The sequence below is a fragment of the Allobosea eneae genome, assembly GCF_042657265.1.
GTDB classification, from domain to species: domain Bacteria; phylum Pseudomonadota; class Alphaproteobacteria; order Rhizobiales; family Beijerinckiaceae; genus Allobosea; species Allobosea eneae.
On sequence record NZ_JBHSLW010000064.1, the window covers coordinates 13,258 to 32,431 of the forward strand.

Here is a 19,174-nt window from a genome sequence, read left to right on the forward strand (position 1 = left end):
CATCACGCTGCGAGCGGCAGCGGGATTTCGATCGGAAGCACCGGTGCGGTCAGGCCGCCATGGCGTCGAACTGCTGCGAGCGCAGGCTGCCCGATCGGCAGCAAGCCTGCGACGGCGATGGTCGATCCGATCCGCCGTGGCGCGCCGAGACGTTCAAGCGTCCATCCCGCCCGCCGTAGAATGCGCTCCATGCGCAGATCGGTCACGGTCGCGATCGACGCCAGTCCCCTCGCCTCGCCCCATTCGAGCATGGCTGCAAAAAGCATGAACGTCGCACGTCGCAGCCCGCCATCGGTTTTGGCGTCGGTCGCTTCCGTATCGACGCAGAAGCGCGAGCTTTCGGCGATGAGGTGGGAACGTGGCGCGGGACTGCCGTCGAGCAGCTCGGGAAACGTATCGGCCAGCATGTTTGGCCCGGTCGTCGGCAGTAGCCGCACGCAGCCCAGAACTGCACCGCGATCGGCGACGACCAGGTAGCTCACATCCAATGTGTCGTAGCGATCCATCTCGAGATCGCCCGTGGTCGATACCGACCAGTCGAGCCGATCCTTGAACACTTTTCGCCGCAGCCGATGCATGCCCATCAGCAGCGAGATGTTGGCGCCATATCCGGCGCGGCTCAGTTCGACGACCTGCATGGCCACCTCCGAATCGCGTTGATCTGGCAGCCAATCAATCAGAGGCGGCCTCGAACCGAACCTGTCGGATCTGACAGGATAGATTCGCTCTAAGGTTGTGGCCGCTCTCTCGCCACATCTTCCCGGCAAAGGCCGTCGGCATCGATCGCATGAGGATCATCAGGCGCGTGAAGCAAGGCGCCGCAACACAATGGAGACCCGATGAAAACGGTCGAAAGGGCCTATCAAGAGCTGGTCGACGGTCTGCACTCGTCGGGCGCGGAAGCGGAGTTTGGGCGCGTCGGCCAACGTGTCGCCGAGAGCATGGGCTTCCGGTACTTCGCCTATCTCGGCTTTGGTGAAGCCGATCCGGTTTTGATCTCGTCCTATCCCAAGCGCTGGAGCGAGCATTACTTCGGAGAGGCCTATCAGGACGTCGATCCCGTGGTTGCCTTCGCACGAAGCGGGCGCTCGACGCTGCAATGGACCCGCGACGGTGGGCACCGGTTTCCGCTGCGCGCCCAGAAGCGGCTCTTCGATGACGCCGACGAGTTCGGCATCCGCCATGGCGTTTCGGTCGCGATCGCCGGCGGCTTCGATCGGTTCGCGGCCTTCACCTTTGCGGTCGACGAAGTCAGCTCAGCTCATGGGAGGATGGTCACCGAATCGAACGACATCGTCCAACTGATCGGGCTGACATTCCACGCGCATGCCGAGGCAAAACTGGGGCTGCGGCCCGCATCCCAGGACGCTTCACCGCTGACCCAGCGCGAGCGGGAATGCCTGACATGGGCTGCTCGCGGGAAGTCCATGGAGGCGACCGCGAAGATCATGGGTGTCACGCCGCGGGTGGTGAAGTTCCACCTCGATAACGCCCGGGCGAATCTCGGGGCCGAGACCCTGCCGCAGGCGGTCGCGATCGCGCTTAGAAGGCATGTCATTCGCTGAGTCACGTACCCCCCTCTGGACGACCCGAGTGCCGGCGGCTTATGGACGTTGGCCGCAGAAAGATATACATTGCTCCGAGTAGATCAGGGAGGCCGTCTTGCAGGTTGCGCGTTGGGGAAACAGCTTGGCAGTGCGACTGCCTTCGTCCGTTGTCGAGGCGCTCGATCTTAAGGAAGGCGATGAGATCGCGATCCAGATCGCCGGCGAACGCGCGTTCGATGTCGAGCGAGACCGGAGCCGAGAAAGAGCGCTCGAGCGCATCCGCGTGCTTCGCAGGCCCCTCCCCTCGGGTTGGCGCTTCGATCGCGAAGAGGCCAATGGCCGGTGACATCGCCGCGTGAGTTCGTGGACACGAACGTCTTGATCTACGCGTTCTCTATAGATCCGAAGTCGGTTCAGGCCGAAGCGCTGCTGGCCAAAGGATGTGCGACGAGCGTGCAGGCACTCAACGAGTTTGCCAATGTTGGGCGCCGCAAACTGTCCCTTGACTGGCGCGAGCTGCGAGACGCGCTCGACGCCATCAAGACGCTGGTAAAGCCGATCGCAGCGCTCGATCTCGAAATCCACTCAGTCGGGATTGAACTGGCTGAACGGTATCAATTCTCCGTCTATGACGCGATGATGTTGGCGGCTGCATTGCGTATGGAATGCTCGACATTCTGGTCCGAGGACATGCAGGACGGCTTTGACGTCGATGGTCGTCTGACGATCAGGAACCCGTTCGCCGGTGGGCCGCTTGACCCATAATGCAGGCACCCCGCCATTTGGAATCGGCGAGTTGCCGGCCGGCAACTTTGTCAGGCGCCCATGTGTTAACCACTCATTAACCCTTAATCGCTTGCCAGACTCAGGGAATCGGGTGATCTTGTCACGGCAATCGGCGCTATGCGCGCTACTTTCCGTGTTTACGCGAGATCGCTGTGGAACCCGCCTTCAATCCTGTCCAGTCCAAGAAGGCGATCCACGAGTTGGTCGGCGCTCACGCGCGCGAGTTGTCGTCTAAGCTACAAGCTCACCGACTCCAGCTCTTCCCGCCTGAAGCCCGCAAGACGCTCAGGCGCTTTTCGTCAATCGAAGCGGCCAAGCTGATTGGAATAAATGACGGCTACCTGCGGCGACTGTCTCTCGAAGGCAAAGGCCCGCAGGTGGATGTCGGCCGGCAAGGACGGCGGTCATACACTGTCGAAGATATCCAGGCGCTCCGAGAATTTCTCGATATCGGCGGAAAAGCCGATCGCAAGTATATCCCGCGTCGTGACCGCGACGAGCATTTGCAGGTCATCACCGTGGTTAACTTCAAAGGCGGCAGTGGCAAGACGACGACTGCGGCCCATCTGGCCCAGTATCATGCTTTGCGCGGTTACCGCGTCCTAGCGATCGATCTTGACCCGCAAGCTAGCCTGTCGGCCCTCCACGGTTTCCAGCCGGAATTCGACGTCGGCGACAATCAGACCCTCTACGGAGCGATCCGTTATGACGAACAGCGCCAGGATCTAAAAGAGGTTATCAGAAAAACCTACTTTGCCAATCTCGATCTGGTGCCGGGCAATCTCGAGCTGATGGAGTTTGAACACGAAACTCCGAAAGCGCTCATGGGCCAGAAGCAGCTTGAGACGATGTTCTTTACGCGGATGGATGCGGCGCTGGCATCGGTCGCAGACGATTATGACATCGTCGTCGTCGATTGCCCTCCCCAACTCGGTTTCCTGACGCTGTCAGCCCTGTGTTGCGCGACGGCGGTGCTCGTGACGGTTCATCCGCAAATGCTCGACGTCATGTCGATGTGCCAGTTCCTCATCATGACATCCGATCTGCTCAGCGTCGTCGCAACTGCCGGCGGCAACATGGGCTATGACTGGATGCGATATCTCGTCACCCGATATGAGCCCGGCGACGGCCCTCAAAACCAGATGATGTCGTTCATGCGCTCCATGTTTGGGGAACATGTCTTGAACTATCCCATGCTGAAGAGCACGGCCATTTCGGATGCTGGCATTACTAAGCAGACGCTTTACGAGATCAGCCGCGACCAGTTCACCCGTTCGACCTATGACCGAGCGATCGAGGCGTTGGACAACGTCAATGGCGAAATCGAGCAGCTGGTCCTCTCTGCCTGGGGCCGAGGCTGATGGCACGCAAGAACCTCTTGGCCGGGCTACTGGATGAAAAGTTGCCGGCCGGCAACTCAGCTGTGGCGCCGCAACCTGCGAGCCCGACACAGCCAATCCAAGGCATGCAATCGAGCGCATTTGGCCCGCGAGGTGGTGCCATTGGCGCGGTTACGCGTTCGATCGAACAGCTGAAGGCGCACGCGGTACTCGACCTTGCAACCGACGTGATTGACGCGTCACTGATCGCCGATCGTCTGGCAGACACAGGCGACGACCACAAGCTTCTGGTGGCGTCTATTCGAGAACATGGCCAGCAGGTGCCAATCCTGGTGCGCCCCCATCCAGACCACGAGGGCCGATATCAAATAGCCTATGGCAGGCGCCGGCTACGAGCGCTGAAGGAACTCGGGCAGACCGTTCGAGCTATCGTCAAGCCTCTTTCGAATGAGCAGTTAGTCGTTGCTCAGGGGCAGGAAAACAGCGCGCGTACGGATCTATCCTTTATCGAGAAGGCCCTCTTCGCAGCGCGCCTAGAAGAAGGGGGATTTGACCGCGAGACGATCATGGCGGCTTTGTCGGTCGACAAGTCCGGCCTGTCCCGGCTGATCTCCTCGGCCGTCAGAATTCCCAACGACATTATCGAGGCTATCGGGCCTGCGCCGAAGGCTGGGCGCGATCGTTGGATTGAGTTGTCAGCGAGGCTTGACGGCGCAGCTGCCATTGAAAAGGCGCGTAAAGCGATGGCTGCGGCACAGTTCTCTACATTGAGTTCAGATGAGCGGTTCAGCAAGATCTTCGAGGGCGCGGCGCCAAAGAAAGCAAAGGCCGTACGGCCGACGATATGGAGATCTGACGACGGCCTTCGCATCGCCAGCATTCGCGATGATCCAAAAGCGCTGACCGTTACGATCGACAAGAAGGTAGCCGCAGATTTTGGTGCTTATCTCGTCGAGACTATTCCTGAAATCTACGCGGCGTTCAAACGCCGCGCAGGGGCGTGAACCGCGTACTATCAACACGGAAAGGAGCGTTTGAAGCAAAGAAAAAGGCCCCCGAAACGATGTTCCGGAAGCCCTTCTCATTCCTGGCAGTCTGAGAATCGCACTTCCACGAATCACCGTCAAGAGTCTCGTGTGAGATTCAGCGCCGTTTCGGCGAGCAGGATTTCTTTGCCCTAAACGAGGCAAGGATCATGGAAACACGACCCTCGACGACGCCCTTTGGGCGGCGATCGCTGACGCTTGCACATGTGGCGAGCCAGGCGAGCGCAAAGACGCGACCGCCGGAAAAGGCAGTCCACAAATGGAACATCTTTCGGGCGATCTGCACAGCCAAGAATGCTTTGGGTGTGCCTGAGCGCACTCTGGCCGTGCTGGACGCGCTATTGTCCTTCCACCCCGAAACCGTCCTGACGGGCGAAGGCCTCGTCGTCTTTCCTTCGAACCACCAGCTCAGCCTGCGGGCGCACGGCATGCCGATGGCGACGCTCAGGCGCCATCTGGCGGCTTTGGTTGACGCCGGCCTGATCATCCGGCGCGACAGCCCCAACGGCAAGCGCTACGCCCGCAAGGGCAGCACAGGGGAGATCGAGTTCGCCTTTGGCTTCGACCTGGCCCCGCTCGTCGTGCGGGCCGAGGAATTCGAAGCCTTGGCGGCCGAGGTCGAGGCCGAAGCGCGGGCGCTGCGCCTGGTCCGCGAGCGGATCACGATCTGCCGGCGCGACATTGCGAAAATGATTGCGACAGGGATCGATGAAGGTGTCCCAACGCAGCAGGGCGGTCAGGGCCCGGCCGACTGGGCAGAGGTCCATCAGCTCTATCGCGGCATCATGGCGCGGATTCCGCGCAGTGCGACGCGCCTGGTGCTGGAGCCGATCGCAGACGAGCTCTCGTTGCTGGCTGACGAAATCCTCAACCTGCTGGAAACTCACATCAAAACTCAAGATATGAGCGGCAATGAGTCTCAGAATGAGCGTCACATACAGAATTCAAATCCAGACTCCTCTGTTGATCTTGAACCTCGCTTTCCAAAAAGCAGGGGGGCTGGTTTGGAGATCGTGCCGGAACCGAAGCGGATGCCGGAAGGGACGTTCCCGCTCGGGATGGTTTTGGACGCCTGCCCCGACCTGATCGATTATTCGAAAGGCGGGATCAAAAACTGGCGCGACTTCCTCGCCACTGTCGGGGTTGTGCGGCCAATGCTGGGGATCAGTCCCAGCGCCTGGGAGGAAGCGATCGGCGTCATGGATGAGGTCCAGGCCTCGATCGTCGTGGCGGCGATCCTGCAGCGCGGCGAGGCGATTTCTAGCGCCGGCGGCTATCTGCGCGAATTGACCCGAAAGGCCCAAGCCGGCGAATTTACACTCGGGCCGATGCTGATGGCGCTGATCGGCAGCCGGCGGCGCGAGAAGAAGCGGGCCTGAGGGTGATGCGGCGCCGCCACGCTCGACCTGGATGTTTGCTGGAGCCGAGCGAGACCTTGCAGGCGCCGCCGCAAAAGCTTGTGATGACCGGCATGGCAAAGCTGTCGCGCGCGATCCTCACCGTACTGCTCGCAGGCCGCCACGCGGCGGTCGGGGGACGCAACTCTCGCGAAAGAGCGGCCAATCTGGTGCGGATCGCGGCGGCCTATAGCCGGGTCGAGCTCGAGGCGGAAAAGGGCATTGGACCCGCGCGGGCGACGGCGGTCGAGCGCTGGCTGGCAGGGCAGGGGGTGTCGCTGAGGGTCGAACGAGATTGCGCTGTCTCGACGATGGCTCGTGCCGAGGTGATCATGGCGGGCGGCGCGGAGCGGGTAGAAAAGTTGGAACCCCGATGACGGATGTCAGCTTCTGTCCGGCAACGATGTGCCCGCTGTTCGCAGCCGAGGGATCGCGTTTCAGCGGAGCGGTCAACGCGCTCTGCGAACGCGAGGCGTGCCGCTGGTTCGATGGCGAATCTGTCAGGCCGGACGCGTTGCGACCGGCGAGGTCGCGATGGCCTCGGCTGGGCAGGGTGGGGCCTGGCCACACCTGAACGATCCGATGCGTCGTCGCGAATTCGATTGCCCGCGCGCGCATGAATGTTCCTGGCAACAGCAATCGCCGGGTGGCCTGTGTGCTCCGCGTCGCGCCTTGGCGCACGGGCTCGACCCCCGCCGCTGTCGATAGGAGGCTACCGGGGCGGGTTCGAGGAGCGCTGTTCCAGGCGCAACAGGGCCGCGGCTCGACACATTTTCTCCTCCTGCCAGCGCGCCTCGACCTGATCGGCGATCAAATCCCTGTCGACGATGACGATACGCAGCATGCCGAGCTTGAACGAGACCTCCGACAGCAGCGACAGCTCGTCTTCGGGCAGATCGTAGGCGCCGCCGTCGAATACCGGGGCCAAGGCCGCCTTGGCCGCGTCGATCGCCTGGTCGAGCTGCGCGCAAAAACGCTGTCGGTTGTCGTCGCTCATCGGCATGGCTGCGTCTTTCGTGAATTGTCTGGAAGCATGCAGGCTGTCGGACCCGAAAGAAAGCTCAGATCGCCAGTCGCGCCGCCTTGCCCAGCGCCTGATCGGCCTCGTTGTAATAGCGCGCGGCCTGCTGGACCGAGCGATGCTGGGACTGGCGCATCGCGGCGGGCAGGGCGACGCCGTTGCGGGCGGCCTCCGTGAGATAGCCGGAGCGCAGTCCGTGCGCGGAAAACTCCACCGGATCGAGCCCGGCGATCGTGCAGCGACGTTTCAGGATCAGATTGACCGCCTGCGGCGTCAGGGCCCGATCGTCGATCGCCTCCCAGCGGTCGATCGCCCGGAACACCGCGCCCTTCTTGATGTCCGCCCGCTCGATCCATTCGCGCAATGCTGCGACCGGTGACCCGATCAGCAGCACGCGAGAATCGTCATCGTCGGCCTGGCCGATTTTCGTTCGCCCGAGCGCGATTGCGATGCAGGGCAAGCGCGGGGAATTCGGATCGTCGGGATCCAACGGCACATCAGCCTCGTCGGATAATTGCTCGAGCCGCAGCCGCGCGACCTCGCTTCGACGGCGCCCGCCCGAGGCGAAGGCCAAAAGCAAGATTGCGAGATCGCGCGTGTCGGCCAGCCGATCCGACTGGCATGTCGCGATCAGACGATCGAGCACGTCGCGCGTGACCGCGCGCTTGCTCTTGCGCCGGCGTGCTTTTGCGCTGGCCCTGACCGCCAGGCGCACGCTGGTGCGGAGCGCCGGCGTTCCGAGCGGGCTCTCGAGCCCCTTCCAGCGGTGCAGCGTCGCCCAATGCGCCAGGCGGCGTTTGACGGTCGAGCTGGCGTGCGGGCCCTCAGCTCTCAGATGGTCGCCGGCGCGCATGGCGGCCTCGACCTCGGCCGGCATGCCATGGGCGGCGTCCTCGCTGCGACGGGCCGGATCCCAGAGGTGATGCGCGACGAATTTCAGCACCAACTCCTCGGGCGCCGGCCAGGGCAGGGGGGACCCTGTCGAAGCCAATGACCAAGCTTCGAGATAGGCCAGGTCGGACGCCAAGGCGCGCAGCGAGTTCTCGCCCATGCCCTCGCGGGCGAGATGACGCAGCGTCGCGACATCGTCATCGGTCAGAATGGTGGCGAGCTTGTCGCGCCGGTCCATCGGCAGGATTCCGGCGAGCGCGTCGAGCTGGAGAGCGCGGCGGGTTTCGGTCTCGGCCGAGAGCAGGGATGTCGATGTCACGGCTGCTCCTGGTGCGGCCGATGCGGGCCCATTTCGTCGACCGGACGCACGGCTGACGCCGCCGGCGGCCTTCCGGAGCGCGAGAATCGCCGATTTCCAAGACCATGTCTATCACTATCGATAAACAGTCCTTATCGATAGTGATGGATCACCGCTACAAGGCATCGCTATCGGACAATCTAATAGCTATTTAGCTTGTTTATGATAGCTTGATGGCAATGAAGACAATGTCTTATGATCTTTCATTCGCCGATCGGCAGGCACTGGTTTCGGACTGTGCCGCAGCCGCCGAGATCGCGGCGATTGTGCTCGCCCGCTTCGACGAGCGTCTGCTTCGCGCGGATCCCGTTCTGGCCGAAGGCGCGCGTCAGCGCGGCCACGCCTTTGAGGCCCAGGCCCTGATCGGCCTCACCGGGGGCGTGTGCCCGCTCGAGGATCTCGTCCTCCACGATGCCAGTACCGACGTGCGCGCGCCAACGCGCGAGATCACCAGGGCTGCCGCCATCTTGGACGAGCGCAGGAGGCTGGCGCGGCGCGAGCCGGCCGACGTCTTGAGCCCAAGCGCCCTGCGGCTGCGACTTGGCATCGAAACGTTAGACGAACCGGATCGGACAGAAAGGGTGCCGACCTGGTCGGGGGCTGTGAAAAAGACCGCGGCGCCGTGGGAGCAGCGCGGCCTTGATGACGACGATGAAGGCCGCGGCGACGAGGAAGATCTGGACCTGGAAGACGAGGACGATCACGCCGATCCGGCCTTCGCCGACATCGACGCGCTGCTGGTGCGAACGCGAAAAAAACTCGATGCCTGGAACGATCTGTCCTCCGACGCGGGCCGCAGAAACCTGACGCTGCGCGATCCCGCCTATGACCCCGCCGGGCGGTTCGCGCGCTGGCTCGCCATTCTGGAGGAGGGCAAGGGGTTGCCGGCGATCCTCGCGACCGCGCTTACGCTCGACGCTTGGCTGTGGCTCGAGCCGTCGGAGCGCTCGGGAGAGCTCGGCTTTGCGCTCGCAGCGACGGTGTTGCGGCAGCGTGGAGTGACCATGGCGCATCTGCCGGCGATTGGGCTGGGGTTGAGGCGGGGGAGGTTTCGATGGAGCCCGCACCAGGTGCTCAGCGCCCGGGTCGCGGGGCTGCTCGGCGCCTTTGGCGAGGCGGCCGCGTTTGGGCAGGCGGATCTTGATCGGCTGACCTTGGCTCGAGCCGTGATGTTGCGGAGGTGTGAGGGCAGGAGGGGGAATTCGAAACTGGCGGAGCTGGTCGATCTGTTCGTGTCAGCGCCGCTGGTCACCGTGCAGCTGGCGGCGGCGCGGCTAGAAGTCTCGCCACAGGCGGTCGAGGCCATGCTGAAAGAGCTCGGCGGCAGCCTGCCGCGCGAGCTTACGGGCAGAAAGCGGTATCGGGCTTGGGGAACTCTATAATGCCGCGCGAGCAGCGACAGCGCCTTCGTTGATCGTCCCGCGTTTCGAAAATGAGGCGGGTTCATCCAGCCGTGCTGCAAGGGTCAAATATACTTTCGATAATCTGTGCTCTCGACTTGACCATCTTTCACGTACTTCAGGATTTCCCCAACCATCCGAGCAGCACGTATCGGAATCGGCGAACGCTGGTTCATTTGGGTCGAGTTCCAGTTGATCTTTGTCAACGAGAACACCTCCTCGGCAAGTTGCGTCACGGTGCTGTCGCAGCTCGAATGCGGGCAAAGCAGCAGCGGCCGTGGGTCATACTGACCAGGGTAGGTTCCGTAGTAGGGCACGCTGCCATTTGTATAGAGCAAGCCCTTGCCGCCCAGGTCGACGAAGGTGCCGCGCAGCACCGGGTAGTTGCCATCACGAAGCAGCTTGATTGAATAGGATTCCTGCACCCAGACGAGGTCTCGCAGCTCCGTTCCCGCCGCGTCCATCGCCTCGAGGATGCCTTCGGCCTCCTCATCCTTGAATCGCGAGGTCTTGAGCACGATCACGCGGGCCGGCAGCGTTTTATGGTGAGTCTTGTAGGCGGACAGGACGTTGGTGACCAGTTCGCGCGCATCGTCCCGAGTCATGTATGGGTGGCGCCCTCGACTTTCTGTGTAAGCCCGTTTGCCCTTGAGCACGAACCCGCGGCCGCGCTCGTCGAACATCTGGGCGGCGCTGGTGAAGAGCTGCTGCCCGCCGGCTTCGCGGTAGAAACTGATTCCAACGTAGCAGGCCGTATACTCGCCCTCTTTCCGCATCCGCCGCCAGGGAATACGGCCGCTCGCCTTGTAGTAGAGGGTCGTGAGCAGGTTCCAGCTGCGCCCCGCCACATCCTGGATCTGGCGAGCGCTGCTCTCCTTGATCTTTCGAGGAATCAACGCCTTCTCGTCGACCACATCCTCCCAGACGATCTGAATCGGGAAGCTCAAGCCCATGGCCTTGGCCTTGAGCATGCCGCGAAAGTTAGGTGCGTCCGAACCGCTGCTGTCCTCCTTCTCGGTCGTGCTGCGCGCGTCGACCTTAGCGCTCCAGACGCGTTCGATCAGCCGGACCGGGAGGGCGACGATCGCCACATGCGGCCGGTGGCCGCTCTCATCCAGCCCGCGCAGCTCGGCGACGATTTCGTCGACTGCCATTTCGACAGCCTTCTCATGGTCAGGCTCTTTGCAGATCTTGTCGAGCTTGCTCTGCGATAGGGTGACGGTCGCGCCTTCCTCAATGTCGAAACGGCAGCGATAGGGACTCTGGTTACCCAGCCCGGGAAAGGCAGGATGCAGGTTTGGGTGTTTTTCTGACATGCCGTCGACGCCGCTGGCGACGGTCTCGAGAAACTTACGAGTATCCGCGACGGTCTTCGCACTTCCGACCACGCCGATCTTGATGACGTCGCCGACGAACGGTTGAAGCGGGCCGGCTTCGAACAGGCCGAGACGCGGATCTGGATGGTGGTGGCGATCCCCAAACTCCAGCTCGGGCTCGTCGAAAATCTGGGTCTCGAACGTAATCATACGAACAGCCCCTCGGTTGGCTCGAACGCCTCCACTTTCTTCTTGGGAGCGCCCCAGACGTCTTCGGGGACGCGGGTGCGAAGCTGCACGGCCGGTGGTTCGCCGAAGCGCAATCGCGGCTCCTCCGAAACGGCCTCCGCGAAAAGACCTGCGGCGGCGCGCTGCGCCGCCTTGTCGGCTGCTGTCAGAAACCGATGCCACATCACGACCTGGCCCCGCAACGAGGCACTGTTATCCATCCGCTTCTTGCCGGCCAGCAGCGCGGCCGGATGCGAGTGTGGGATGAAGCCATTTGTGGTGAAATAATAGGTTGGGTTGACGATCAAAAACCATTGAGCGCCGAGTCGTTCGAACCGTGGCACAAACGCGTGATGCCGAACGAAATCGACTCGTCCGTCTTCTTTTTTGCTCAACGCGACGTTGACGACGTCGGCGTCAGTTTTCTTTTTCGAGGCATTGTAAGCGAAATTGCGCGTTGTATTGGCATGCAGGGCCCGGAAGTACAGGAGCTTGCGGTCCTTGCTCCAGGTAAGGTCCTCGCGAAGCTGATGCTTCAGCGCGTTTCGCAACAGAAAGATGAAGTTGTTCTGCTCGTCCACTTCGTCGTGAAAGGCAAGCTGGTCGGTGTCGATCGCTTCGACCTGATCGAGGTCGACGATCTTGCGGCATGGAGACGTGCGAGGGTCGTGAAGGGACCAAAACTCGCTACCCCGGATTACCCAATCGAAGCGGGCTGGTACGTCGGCGTCGAGCAGAACGGCCGCCGCCTTGCGGCCATTGTAGGGTGTGGTGGCGACGAACATCTCTTTGGGGAGGGTGATCGGCAGGATGTTGACCAACGCCTCTTCGCCGCCGCCAAGCGGCGGCACGTAGTAGCCGAATCCCGCCTTTGGCACGGTCAAGGCGGCAAGACGATCGACAGCGTTCCGGTCTAGGACGTCGTGCGCCTTGTCGAACTGCAAGCGGCGCTCGGCCGGACCCGAGCCACGTGGAACCTCTTGCCAAAAGAAGGTTTCGTCGGATCGGCGATAGACGACGATGATCACCGGCAGATTTGAACCGCGCCAATAGTCGAGATCTTCGCTGCGAAGCAGATAGGTGAATCCTTGGTCTGTTTCGGATGCGTAGCGGCCGGACTCCTTGGCCTTGACCTGAACGGCGATCATGCGGGCCATCGGTCGGCCTTGGTCCATGACTTCAGCAATGCCGTCAATGCCCGCTTCCAGTCTGGAGCGGGCGTCGAACTGGAAGCCCATGGTGAGGAAACGACCGCGCACGGCGTTCTCGCCAAGTTCGCCTAGAATCTGATTCGGCGTGAGCAGTTTCGACATGCCGTCACCATAGAACAATCAACGAACATCGGGTAGTGCGATTACGCCGCTGCCCCCAGCTCGTGACTCTAAAGGTCAGCGGATCGTCAGAATCTTCACACCGCAGCCGAGTAAGAGCTGGTAAAAGCTGTCGATGGTGACCCTGGCACCGCGCTGTGCACAGTAGGTAAAGAGAACGCGTTGCTTGGCGCGGGTGAACGCCACGAAAAAGCCCGCCGTCGCCTCGACCTGGTCCTCGATAAAACTACGACTCCAAGCGTCGTCGTCGAGGCCGACAAAGATCACGGTATGATATTCGAGCCCCTTGCTCTTATGAATCGTCATGAGGGGGACCGCGTGGACGCCCTCATAGGTATCGAGCGCCGCCGCCCAGTCCGGAGCGCTCGCGGCCGACGTGGTCAGGTGCAGCACTGCCGCCTGCAGAACTTTGCCGAGCCAACCGCCTTGCGCATACGCGGGATGGGTTGCGAGGAGGCGGTCGGGGCCGATGAAGGCAACGATCTCGCGGACCAGTGCGACGACTGCGGCGCGGTCTGCCGGCGGCGTTGGGTGGCGCTTTGCGAGGTCAATGGTAAAGTCATCGAGCGCGCGCGCAAAACGCTCCTGAGCGGCTTCATCGTCCGGGCCGATCCCCCGAAGCGCCGACAACGCTTCTTGGCACTCTGACCAATACCGACCTGCACGGGGGTTCGTGGCGAGACGAAGGAGGCCAATCATGAGCCGCGAGGCCTCGTCCGGCAGGAGGTCCTGCAGCGCGACGGCTCCGATCATGCTTGCCTCGTTTCGAAGCGCAAGTCCGGCGGCCTTAAAGGCCGGCTCGAGCACGGCCGCATAGCGGTCGGCACGCTGCCGGATGAGTAGCACGAATTCGCGCGGGCTAAGGCCACGTGCTTTCATCTCCGCCGCGACGAAGGCGGCGAGGCGCGCCGCTTCGATCTGGGGCGTCGCAAAGTCCCAGATGGCGCAGCTGTCGCCGTCGATCGTCGGCTTGGCTTTCGACACTGGCTGGACGGAGCCGGGGTCGAGCGCTTGGGCCAGAATATGCTGGATCCGCACTAACTCGGGCGAGGAACGATAGTTGTTGAACAGCGGGGTGCGCGTGGCAGCAAAATCGGTGTCGAAGGCGGCGAACGGGTCGTCCATCGCCATCGCCCACCGCATGATTTGCTGCTTGTTATCGCCGACCGCCGTGATGGTGGCGTTGGATCCCAGGAAGATGGTCTTGACCAGATCATATTGAACTTGGGTGGTGTCCTGAAACTCATCCATAAAGATGTGCGAATAGGTCAGGCGCAGTGCCTCACGGGCGATCGGGTTCAGCCGCAGCAGGAGTTCGGCAAGCCGGCCGATCATCGGGAACGACAGGCGGGTCTTCGGGCCTTCGTGCAGGGCGGATTGCCAAAAGCGGCCGGCGGCCCATTGCGCGGGCGTGGGACGCACCCATCCCTCGACAGAAAGCGGGCGCCCGACGAGGTGACGGCGTTCGAACGCGTTGACACCGATCGCTTGAATTTCGGCTCTCGTGCCGATTGATGCTGGCGGAGATCCGACCTGTCGCCGAAGGAATTCGCTGAACAGGTCATAGTTGGTCCACATGATTTCGTAATCGGGCCGCGGTCTCCAACGTTCGGGCAGCACTTGGCCGAACCGATCGACGAGCCCTTTGGCGAAAGCGTCGAAGGTCATCGAATCGAACCGCGCGGCATGGGTGCGATGACAGCGCTGACGCACGCGCGCGGCAAGGTTTGTGGCGGCATCGCGCTTGTAGCTGATCGCCAGAATACGTTGCGGCGATGGCGCCGAGCCGGTTTGCAGTAGGAAGGCGGCGCGCTGTGCAAGCAGCTCGGTCTTGCCGGCGCCAGGACCGGCGATGACGGAGCGATTATCGTCGGACTTGGCGACGAGCATCGCATTGGCCTCGAGCGCCTCGACTCCGGATGGCGCCCAGTCGTCAGAATGGATTCGGCGTGCGAGCACGGCCATGATCAGTCGCGTTTCAGGTTCTTGGCGATATGCGCGAGAAGCGCGGCGAGCACCTCTGGCATGTCGGCCTTCAGTTCGCTCTTCTTCATATGAGTCAGCGCGGCGAGGTGGGTCGCCGGCTTGCTTTGTGTGAGGAAGTGGTAGCGATAGGCGGGGAAGAGCGGCTGATGATCTTCATAGGGGCCGGTGTAGAGCGCTACGCCAGGACCTTTGGCTCCCAGCACGGCTTTGGTCGCGTCTTCGACCTCCATCCGCGGCCCGCCGCCTGCGGGTATTATTGCCTTGTAGGCATCCGGAAACGCCGCCAGCATGGCGAGATCGAGATCGAGCGGCTCCGAGAAGTAGACCCCATAGGTCGCTAGCGCGTTGATCCAGCCGCGCAGCGTCTCGTGCTCGCCTTCAGTCGTCCAGGTGTGCATCTTGCCGAAGGCCTCGTTGCTGAGCACGCCCTCGTCAGTTTGGAGCAATTCGTCCTTTGGCGCGCCGATCTCGATAAGCTTCTCGATCGCGGTCTTGACCCGGCCGTACCCGCCGCCCGCGCGGCCTAGATCCAGGTCGAGCAGCGTCGCGTAGGGGATGTCGAGTTGCGCCAGCAGTCGCCAGAAGTGCTGCACATGGCGTCCACCGAGCGGAACGATCGCGACAAAAGCCGGATCAACCAGGAGATCGAGCGCCTCGGCCAGGCGCGGGAGCACAACGCGTTCGGAGTCACCTTCGACAAGGAGAACGAAGCGCGCAAAATAGAGCTCGGGAAAGGCCAGTATGGCGCCGCGGACGAACTTCGCTTCCTCGCCAACCCCTTTCGGCAGCTTGATCTTCTTGATCGTGGAGACGCGGGTCTCAGCATCGCAGCGGCAATATCGAACCTCGCGCGGGTCAACACGGCTCAGCACCGCGGGCGAGTGACTGGTGACGAGCGCTTGCGCGCCGCTATTGCCCGTCAGTGAACGGACCTGCCGGAGAATGCGGGCGAGGAAGTAAGGGGAGAGATGATTCTCAGGCTCCTCCAGCGCGAAGATTGAGAGCGCCGGAATGCGTAGCTGATCCTTGGCGAAGCCTGCGACCTTTCCGGTCACGACTTGGCGTTCCATATCGAAGACGGCGGCCGTGAGCGCAAAGTAGAAGAGCGATTGCTGGCCGTCGCTGAGGGCATCGAGTCCGCGTTCGTGCCCGTCGGGACCTTGCTCGAACATGACCGCGATCTTACCGACCACCTCCTCGAAGCGGCGGCTGACCAGACTGAGACGAGGTTTCGTGTCGACAACTTCGTCGTGGAGTGCGGACCAGCGCGTGCGCAGGGCCTTGGCGATCGCCTTGATCGCGGCCTCGCCTTCGAATGCTTCCGTCAGTGCGTTGGTGGCTTTATCGACCTTGTTTCGAGCATCATCAGACCACTCGATTGCGCGGAGCAGGCGGGCGGCCAGGGCGCCCGTGGTAGCGCGCACCTGCGCGCCGGCGTCACGGCTCGCCGGCGTATAGTAGAGCTGGATGAGGCCGCGATCGGCGGGCGGGACGGGATGCTTCTTCGCATCTGCCGGGATCTCGTCCAGCGTGTCGACCCAGTAAAGATCTTGGGATACCTCGCCTTCAACTGTGCTGTCATCCTCCCAGCGTGCTTCGAGACGCATGCGGCAGACTGGGGTCTTGTCTTCCCGCGTGATTAGCATGTGCCGAAAGGACGGCGCGACGGTCTCGGTGGTCGCAGTTCCGTCCGTAAGCTCGGGAAGCGCGATTAGGACGTCGATAACAAGATTTTTTGCAGTGCGGTCGTCTGGATCGGCGTCAGCAGCCAGGTGAAAATCGGAACGCTGGATGGTGCGCTCGGCGCGGCTGACGCCGAATACCTTGGACAGCGCCTTCAGCAGCGCGGTCTTGCCGGCGGCATTGGGACCAACGACGGCGGTGACCTCGGGGCTGAGCGGGACTTTAAGCGGGTCTGGGCCGAAGCAGCGGAAGCCAGAGATGGAGACGCTTTCGAGACGCAAAGGACGAGCTTTCGTTGCTAATGTTCAGGTTGTCGGAAGCGGGTCGGTGCCCTCGCTGAGGATGGCGAGGTAGCGCCGATACCCGAAGACGCGGCCGCGGCGACGGCCGGTCACCTCTTCGACGATGCCAAGGCGCTCCAAGTCAGCCAGCGCGGCGTTTACGGTCGGCGAAGATAGGCCCGTGCGCTCGACGAGCTGGTTGCTTGTGACGTAAGGGTTCTGCTGCATCAGGTCGTGGATGCGCAGGGCCGATCCGGCGCGCTCGCTCTCGGCCGTGATGCGTTCACGATCTTCCTTAAACAAACCGACGATGCGCGTCGCCGCTTCGAATGCCTGGTTGGCGGTCTCGGCGACACCGTCGAGGAAGAACTCGAGCCAAGCTTCCCAGGCGCCGCGCTCGCGAACTTCCTGGAGAAGGCGGTAGTAGTCGGCGCGCCGTGTTTTCAGATAGAGGCTGAGATAAAGGAGCGGCTTGCGAAGGACACCGTGGACGCAGAGGTAAAGCGTCACAAGCAAGCGCCCGATACGTCCGTTGCCATCGAGGAAGGGGTGAATCGTTTCGAACTGAACGTGAAGGAGGCCAGCCTTGATGAGGGCGGGTAAGCGCGACTGATCTTCGTGCATGAAGGCTTCGAGTGCGCCGAGGCTCGCATCGAGCTCCGTCACGGGCGGCGGGACAAAGAGCGCATTGCCCGGCCGGCTGCCGCCAATCCAGTTTTGCGAACGTCGGAACTCGCCTGGGCTCTTGGTGCCGCCGCGTCCACTTTGAAGGAGGCGGGCGTGCATCTCGCGGATGAGGCGGAGTGAGAGCGGCAATTCGGTCAGCCGCTCGAGCCCAAACATCATCGCATCGACGTAGTTGGAGACTTCACGGATGTCGTCGATCGGTTCGCCGGCCTGAGCCTCGGTTTCGAAACGGAGCAGGTCGGACAGCGTCGACTGTGTGCCTTCGATCTGCGACGACAGCACCGCTTCTTTGCGGACATACATGTAGAGAAACAGCTCTTGGCGAGGCAGAAGCACGGTAATGCCGTCGAGCCGGCCGAGCGCGCGCTCGGCAACGCTCAGACGATCAAGCAGCGAGAGCAAGTCGACAGGCGGCTCGGGCGGGAGCGCCGGGGGAACGAAGGCGCGCACGATCTCGCCTGCTACGGGCGCCTCAATGAACCGGCCTAGCCGGTTGTTGGCGTTTGGAGTTTCGACCATGGACCGATCATGTGCGAATCGCGTTGTTAAAGCAATCTGCCCTTGGCTTAAATAACAGTTTTGCTAAGGTAAGCGGCCTTAAATAAGAGCGCGGAGGCGGGAGTGTCGGGCTATACACAGAGAGTCAGGGACAGCATCCTACCGCTTTCCGTCGCAGGAACCCTGCCCGCCGCCTTTGCCGAATGGGCTTTCACCGAGAACACGGTCGATCACGAGGCGCCTGTCGAGACCTGCAAACTTTGCGGTCAGCAGGATCTACGATATCATTTTGAGATCGCTAACCGTTACACGGAAGCGACGCTCTGGGTTGGGTCGCACTGCATCCTGCAATTCGACGTCGCCGTCTTGGAGGACGGCCGGCGGCTTTCACAGGAAGGTGCAAAGCGGCGTCTCACAAAGCTTACCCAGCAGATGCAGCTGCAAAGCTGCATCAAGGCGCTAGAACGGCTTGCGGCCGCCGAGAACAATCCGATCCTGACCGGTGCGCTCGAATATTATCGGCGCAACAAGAAGCTGACACCGAAATACGCAGCAGTCGTGCTCTGGAAACTTCAGAGCTTCCGCATTGACCATCACCCGTCCTTCTTCCAGGTCGAGCTCCGCCGCGCGCAACACATCGAAGATCTACGCCAGATGCCGACGAGCCGCGTGCATCAATTCTGGGGGTCGTTGAGTACCGCGCAACGCCGAAGGGCGGAGGAGCTTGGTCATCGGCCGCCGGCTCGGGCGAACTCGACATAATCAATCTGCACCAGCGTTATGGCGTCACGCGTGAGATAGAGCGTCGGCTCAGCGTCCAATCCGGAATTTGAAAGCGTCTGATCTAGCGTAAAGCGTGCGGGTGAGCAGCGTGCCGGTGCAGCGATGCGTCCGAACGGGCTGGCCACCGAGAGCAGCGCAATCCCGCTCTTTGGGGATGGCGTCCTGGTCCGGTTCCGGATCTTCCACGATCAACCCGCAAGGGGTCGGCTACGCGAGCGTGCCGCCGCTGCGGCTGACGCCTTCGCGGTGATCGCGACCGGCCCCGGCCCTTCGAGGAGCCATCGAGCGGGAATTGCCCCGCTCCCGGATGGAGCCTCACGATGTCGAATGATCTTGTCCTTGCCCAGAGCCACGCCTTCGCAATCGCCCGCACGCTGATGGTCGCGGTCACGGTTTTCCAGATCGATGGCGCCTATGGAGTGCTGCCGAGCGACGAGATCAACGACGCAGACGAGCTCCGCATCATCCACGAATTCGACCCCCACGACCGCCGGCCGGCTCACTGAGCCGGGCCTTAGTGCCGCTGGCGAGCAGTCACCCGCAAGGGAGGCTGCGCCGCGGACGATTGATCTCCACTTCCCGTCGACCGTCGATC

Annotated in this window: 18 protein-coding genes; 10 read left to right on the plus strand and 8 right to left on the minus strand. The window is 62.3% G+C overall.

Annotated features, from left to right (window positions below; genetic code table 11):
- Window positions 1–2 precede the first annotated feature (2 nt).
- Window positions 3–638: an acyl-homoserine-lactone synthase gene (locus ACFPOB_RS26710; protein WP_068177934.1), complete on the minus strand. Its 636-nt coding sequence runs from the start codon at window positions 636–638 to the stop codon at window positions 3–5.
- Window positions 639–839: 201 nt separating this feature from the next.
- On the opposite strand from ACFPOB_RS26710, the gene ACFPOB_RS26715 reads away from it, so the two are divergent.
- From ACFPOB_RS26715 to ACFPOB_RS26745, 7 genes are all read left to right on the plus strand, one after another.
- Window positions 840–1,565, plus strand: a complete 726-nt coding sequence (locus tag ACFPOB_RS26715; RefSeq protein ID WP_377801329.1) for a helix-turn-helix transcriptional regulator — start codon at window positions 840–842, stop codon at window positions 1,563–1,565.
- Window positions 1,566–1,662: 97 nt separating this feature from the next.
- Window positions 1,663–1,893 carry an AbrB/MazE/SpoVT family DNA-binding domain-containing protein gene (locus tag ACFPOB_RS26720; protein WP_377801330.1) on the plus strand — a complete coding sequence of 77 codons (231 nt, stop codon included), beginning with the start codon at window positions 1,663–1,665 and terminating at the stop codon, window positions 1,891–1,893.
- Between the two features lie 17 nt (window positions 1,894–1,910).
- Window positions 1,911–2,312 carry a PIN domain-containing protein gene (locus ACFPOB_RS26725; protein WP_377801331.1) on the plus strand — a complete coding sequence of 134 codons (402 nt, stop codon included), beginning with the start codon at window positions 1,911–1,913 and terminating at the stop codon, window positions 2,310–2,312.
- 167 nt (window positions 2,313–2,479) lie between these two features.
- Window positions 2,480–3,694, plus strand: coding sequence for a plasmid partitioning protein RepA (repA, locus tag ACFPOB_RS26730; protein ID WP_377801355.1), 1,215 nt, complete (start codon window positions 2,480–2,482; stop codon window positions 3,692–3,694).
- Entirely contained in the window at window positions 3,694–4,677 is a 984-nt protein-coding gene (repB, locus tag ACFPOB_RS26735; protein WP_377801332.1) for a plasmid partitioning protein RepB, read from the plus strand. Before repA ends, repB begins: the two co-directional genes overlap by 1 nt.
- 191 nt (window positions 4,678–4,868) lie before the next feature.
- The gene (gene repC / locus ACFPOB_RS26740) at window positions 4,869–6,098 is read left to right on the plus strand and encodes a plasmid replication protein RepC (protein WP_377801333.1); all 1,230 of its coding nucleotides are present in this window, start codon (window positions 4,869–4,871) and stop codon (window positions 6,096–6,098) included.
- Window positions 6,099–6,133: 35 nt separating this feature from the next.
- Window positions 6,134–6,493, plus strand: coding sequence for a hypothetical protein (locus tag ACFPOB_RS26745; RefSeq protein WP_377801334.1), 360 nt, complete (start codon window positions 6,134–6,136; stop codon window positions 6,491–6,493).
- Between the two features lie 335 nt (window positions 6,494–6,828).
- Here the strand turns inward: ACFPOB_RS26745 and ACFPOB_RS26750 are convergent, their stop codons facing one another.
- Window positions 6,829–7,113 (minus strand): hypothetical protein, encoded by a 285-nt coding sequence (locus tag ACFPOB_RS26750; protein ID WP_377801335.1) that lies wholly within the window; start codon window positions 7,111–7,113, stop codon window positions 6,829–6,831.
- Between the two features lie 64 nt (window positions 7,114–7,177).
- Entirely contained in the window at window positions 7,178–8,347 is a 1,170-nt protein-coding gene (locus ACFPOB_RS26755) for a tyrosine-type recombinase/integrase (protein ID WP_377801336.1), read from the minus strand.
- Window positions 8,348–8,559: 212 nt separating this feature from the next.
- On the opposite strand from ACFPOB_RS26755, the gene ACFPOB_RS26760 reads away from it, so the two are divergent.
- Window positions 8,560–9,768, plus strand: a complete 1,209-nt coding sequence (locus ACFPOB_RS26760; protein ID WP_377801337.1) for an RHE_PE00001 family protein — start codon at window positions 8,560–8,562, stop codon at window positions 9,766–9,768.
- Between the two features lie 83 nt (window positions 9,769–9,851).
- Here the strand turns inward: ACFPOB_RS26760 and ACFPOB_RS26765 are convergent, their stop codons facing one another.
- From ACFPOB_RS26765 to ACFPOB_RS26785, 5 genes are all read right to left on the minus strand, one after another.
- Window positions 9,852–11,312, minus strand: a complete 1,461-nt coding sequence (locus ACFPOB_RS26765; RefSeq protein ID WP_377801338.1) for an argonaute/piwi family protein — start codon at window positions 11,310–11,312, stop codon at window positions 9,852–9,854.
- The gene (locus ACFPOB_RS26770; RefSeq protein WP_377801339.1) at window positions 11,309–12,643 is read right to left on the minus strand and encodes a DUF4365 domain-containing protein; all 1,335 of its coding nucleotides are present in this window, start codon (window positions 12,641–12,643) and stop codon (window positions 11,309–11,311) included. Before ACFPOB_RS26770 ends, ACFPOB_RS26765 begins: the two co-directional genes overlap by 4 nt.
- Window positions 12,644–12,718: 75 nt before the next feature.
- Entirely contained in the window at window positions 12,719–14,626 is a 1,908-nt protein-coding gene (locus tag ACFPOB_RS26775) for a UvrD-helicase domain-containing protein (RefSeq protein WP_377801340.1), read from the minus strand.
- Between the two features lie 2 nt (window positions 14,627–14,628).
- On the minus strand, window positions 14,629–16,611 hold the full coding sequence (locus ACFPOB_RS26780) for an ATP-dependent nuclease (protein WP_377801341.1): 1,983 nt from the start codon (window positions 16,609–16,611) through the stop codon (window positions 14,629–14,631).
- Between the two features lie 24 nt (window positions 16,612–16,635).
- Window positions 16,636–17,817 carry a Fic family protein gene (locus ACFPOB_RS26785; protein ID WP_377801342.1) on the minus strand — a complete coding sequence of 394 codons (1,182 nt, stop codon included), beginning with the start codon at window positions 17,815–17,817 and terminating at the stop codon, window positions 16,636–16,638.
- A gap of 102 nt (window positions 17,818–17,919) precedes the next feature.
- Between ACFPOB_RS26785 and ACFPOB_RS26790 the strand changes: the two genes are divergently transcribed.
- Both ACFPOB_RS26790 and ACFPOB_RS26795 read left to right on the plus strand, forming a co-directional pair.
- Window positions 17,920–18,558 carry a hypothetical protein gene (locus tag ACFPOB_RS26790; protein WP_377801343.1) on the plus strand — a complete coding sequence of 213 codons (639 nt, stop codon included), beginning with the start codon at window positions 17,920–17,922 and terminating at the stop codon, window positions 18,556–18,558.
- A gap of 341 nt (window positions 18,559–18,899) precedes the next feature.
- Window positions 18,900–19,085, plus strand: a complete 186-nt coding sequence (locus tag ACFPOB_RS26795; protein ID WP_377801344.1) for a hypothetical protein — start codon at window positions 18,900–18,902, stop codon at window positions 19,083–19,085.
- Window positions 19,086–19,174 lie beyond the last annotated feature (89 nt).

What these genes read in the sequence shown, in the direction of transcription:
- ACFPOB_RS26775 (WP_377801340.1), bottom strand. Translation starts at nt 14,626, where the DNA reads ATGGCCGTGCTCGCACGCCGAATCCATTCTGACGACTGGGCGCCATCC.
- ACFPOB_RS26710 (WP_068177934.1), bottom strand. Translation starts at nt 638, where the DNA reads ATGCAGGTCGTCGAACTGAGCCGCGCCGGATATGGCGCCAACATCTCG.
- ACFPOB_RS26765 (WP_377801338.1), bottom strand. Translation starts at nt 11,312, where the DNA reads ATGATTACGTTCGAGACCCAGATTTTCGACGAGCCCGAGCTGGAGTTT.
- repB (WP_377801332.1), top strand. Translation starts at nt 3,694, where the DNA reads ATGGCACGCAAGAACCTCTTGGCCGGGCTACTGGATGAAAAGTTGCCG.
- ACFPOB_RS26770 (WP_377801339.1), bottom strand. Translation starts at nt 12,643, where the DNA reads ATGTCGAAACTGCTCACGCCGAATCAGATTCTAGGCGAACTTGGCGAG.
- ACFPOB_RS26760 (WP_377801337.1), top strand. Translation starts at nt 8,560, where the DNA reads ATGGCAATGAAGACAATGTCTTATGATCTTTCATTCGCCGATCGGCAG.
- ACFPOB_RS26715 (WP_377801329.1), top strand. Translation starts at nt 840, where the DNA reads ATGAAAACGGTCGAAAGGGCCTATCAAGAGCTGGTCGACGGTCTGCAC.
- ACFPOB_RS26785 (WP_377801342.1), bottom strand. Translation starts at nt 17,817, where the DNA reads ATGGTCGAAACTCCAAACGCCAACAACCGGCTAGGCCGGTTCATTGAG.
- ACFPOB_RS26795 (WP_377801344.1), top strand. Translation starts at nt 18,900, where the DNA reads ATGTCGAATGATCTTGTCCTTGCCCAGAGCCACGCCTTCGCAATCGCC.
- repC (WP_377801333.1), top strand. Translation starts at nt 4,869, where the DNA reads ATGGAAACACGACCCTCGACGACGCCCTTTGGGCGGCGATCGCTGACG.
- ACFPOB_RS26750 (WP_377801335.1), bottom strand. Translation starts at nt 7,113, where the DNA reads ATGAGCGACGACAACCGACAGCGTTTTTGCGCGCAGCTCGACCAGGCG.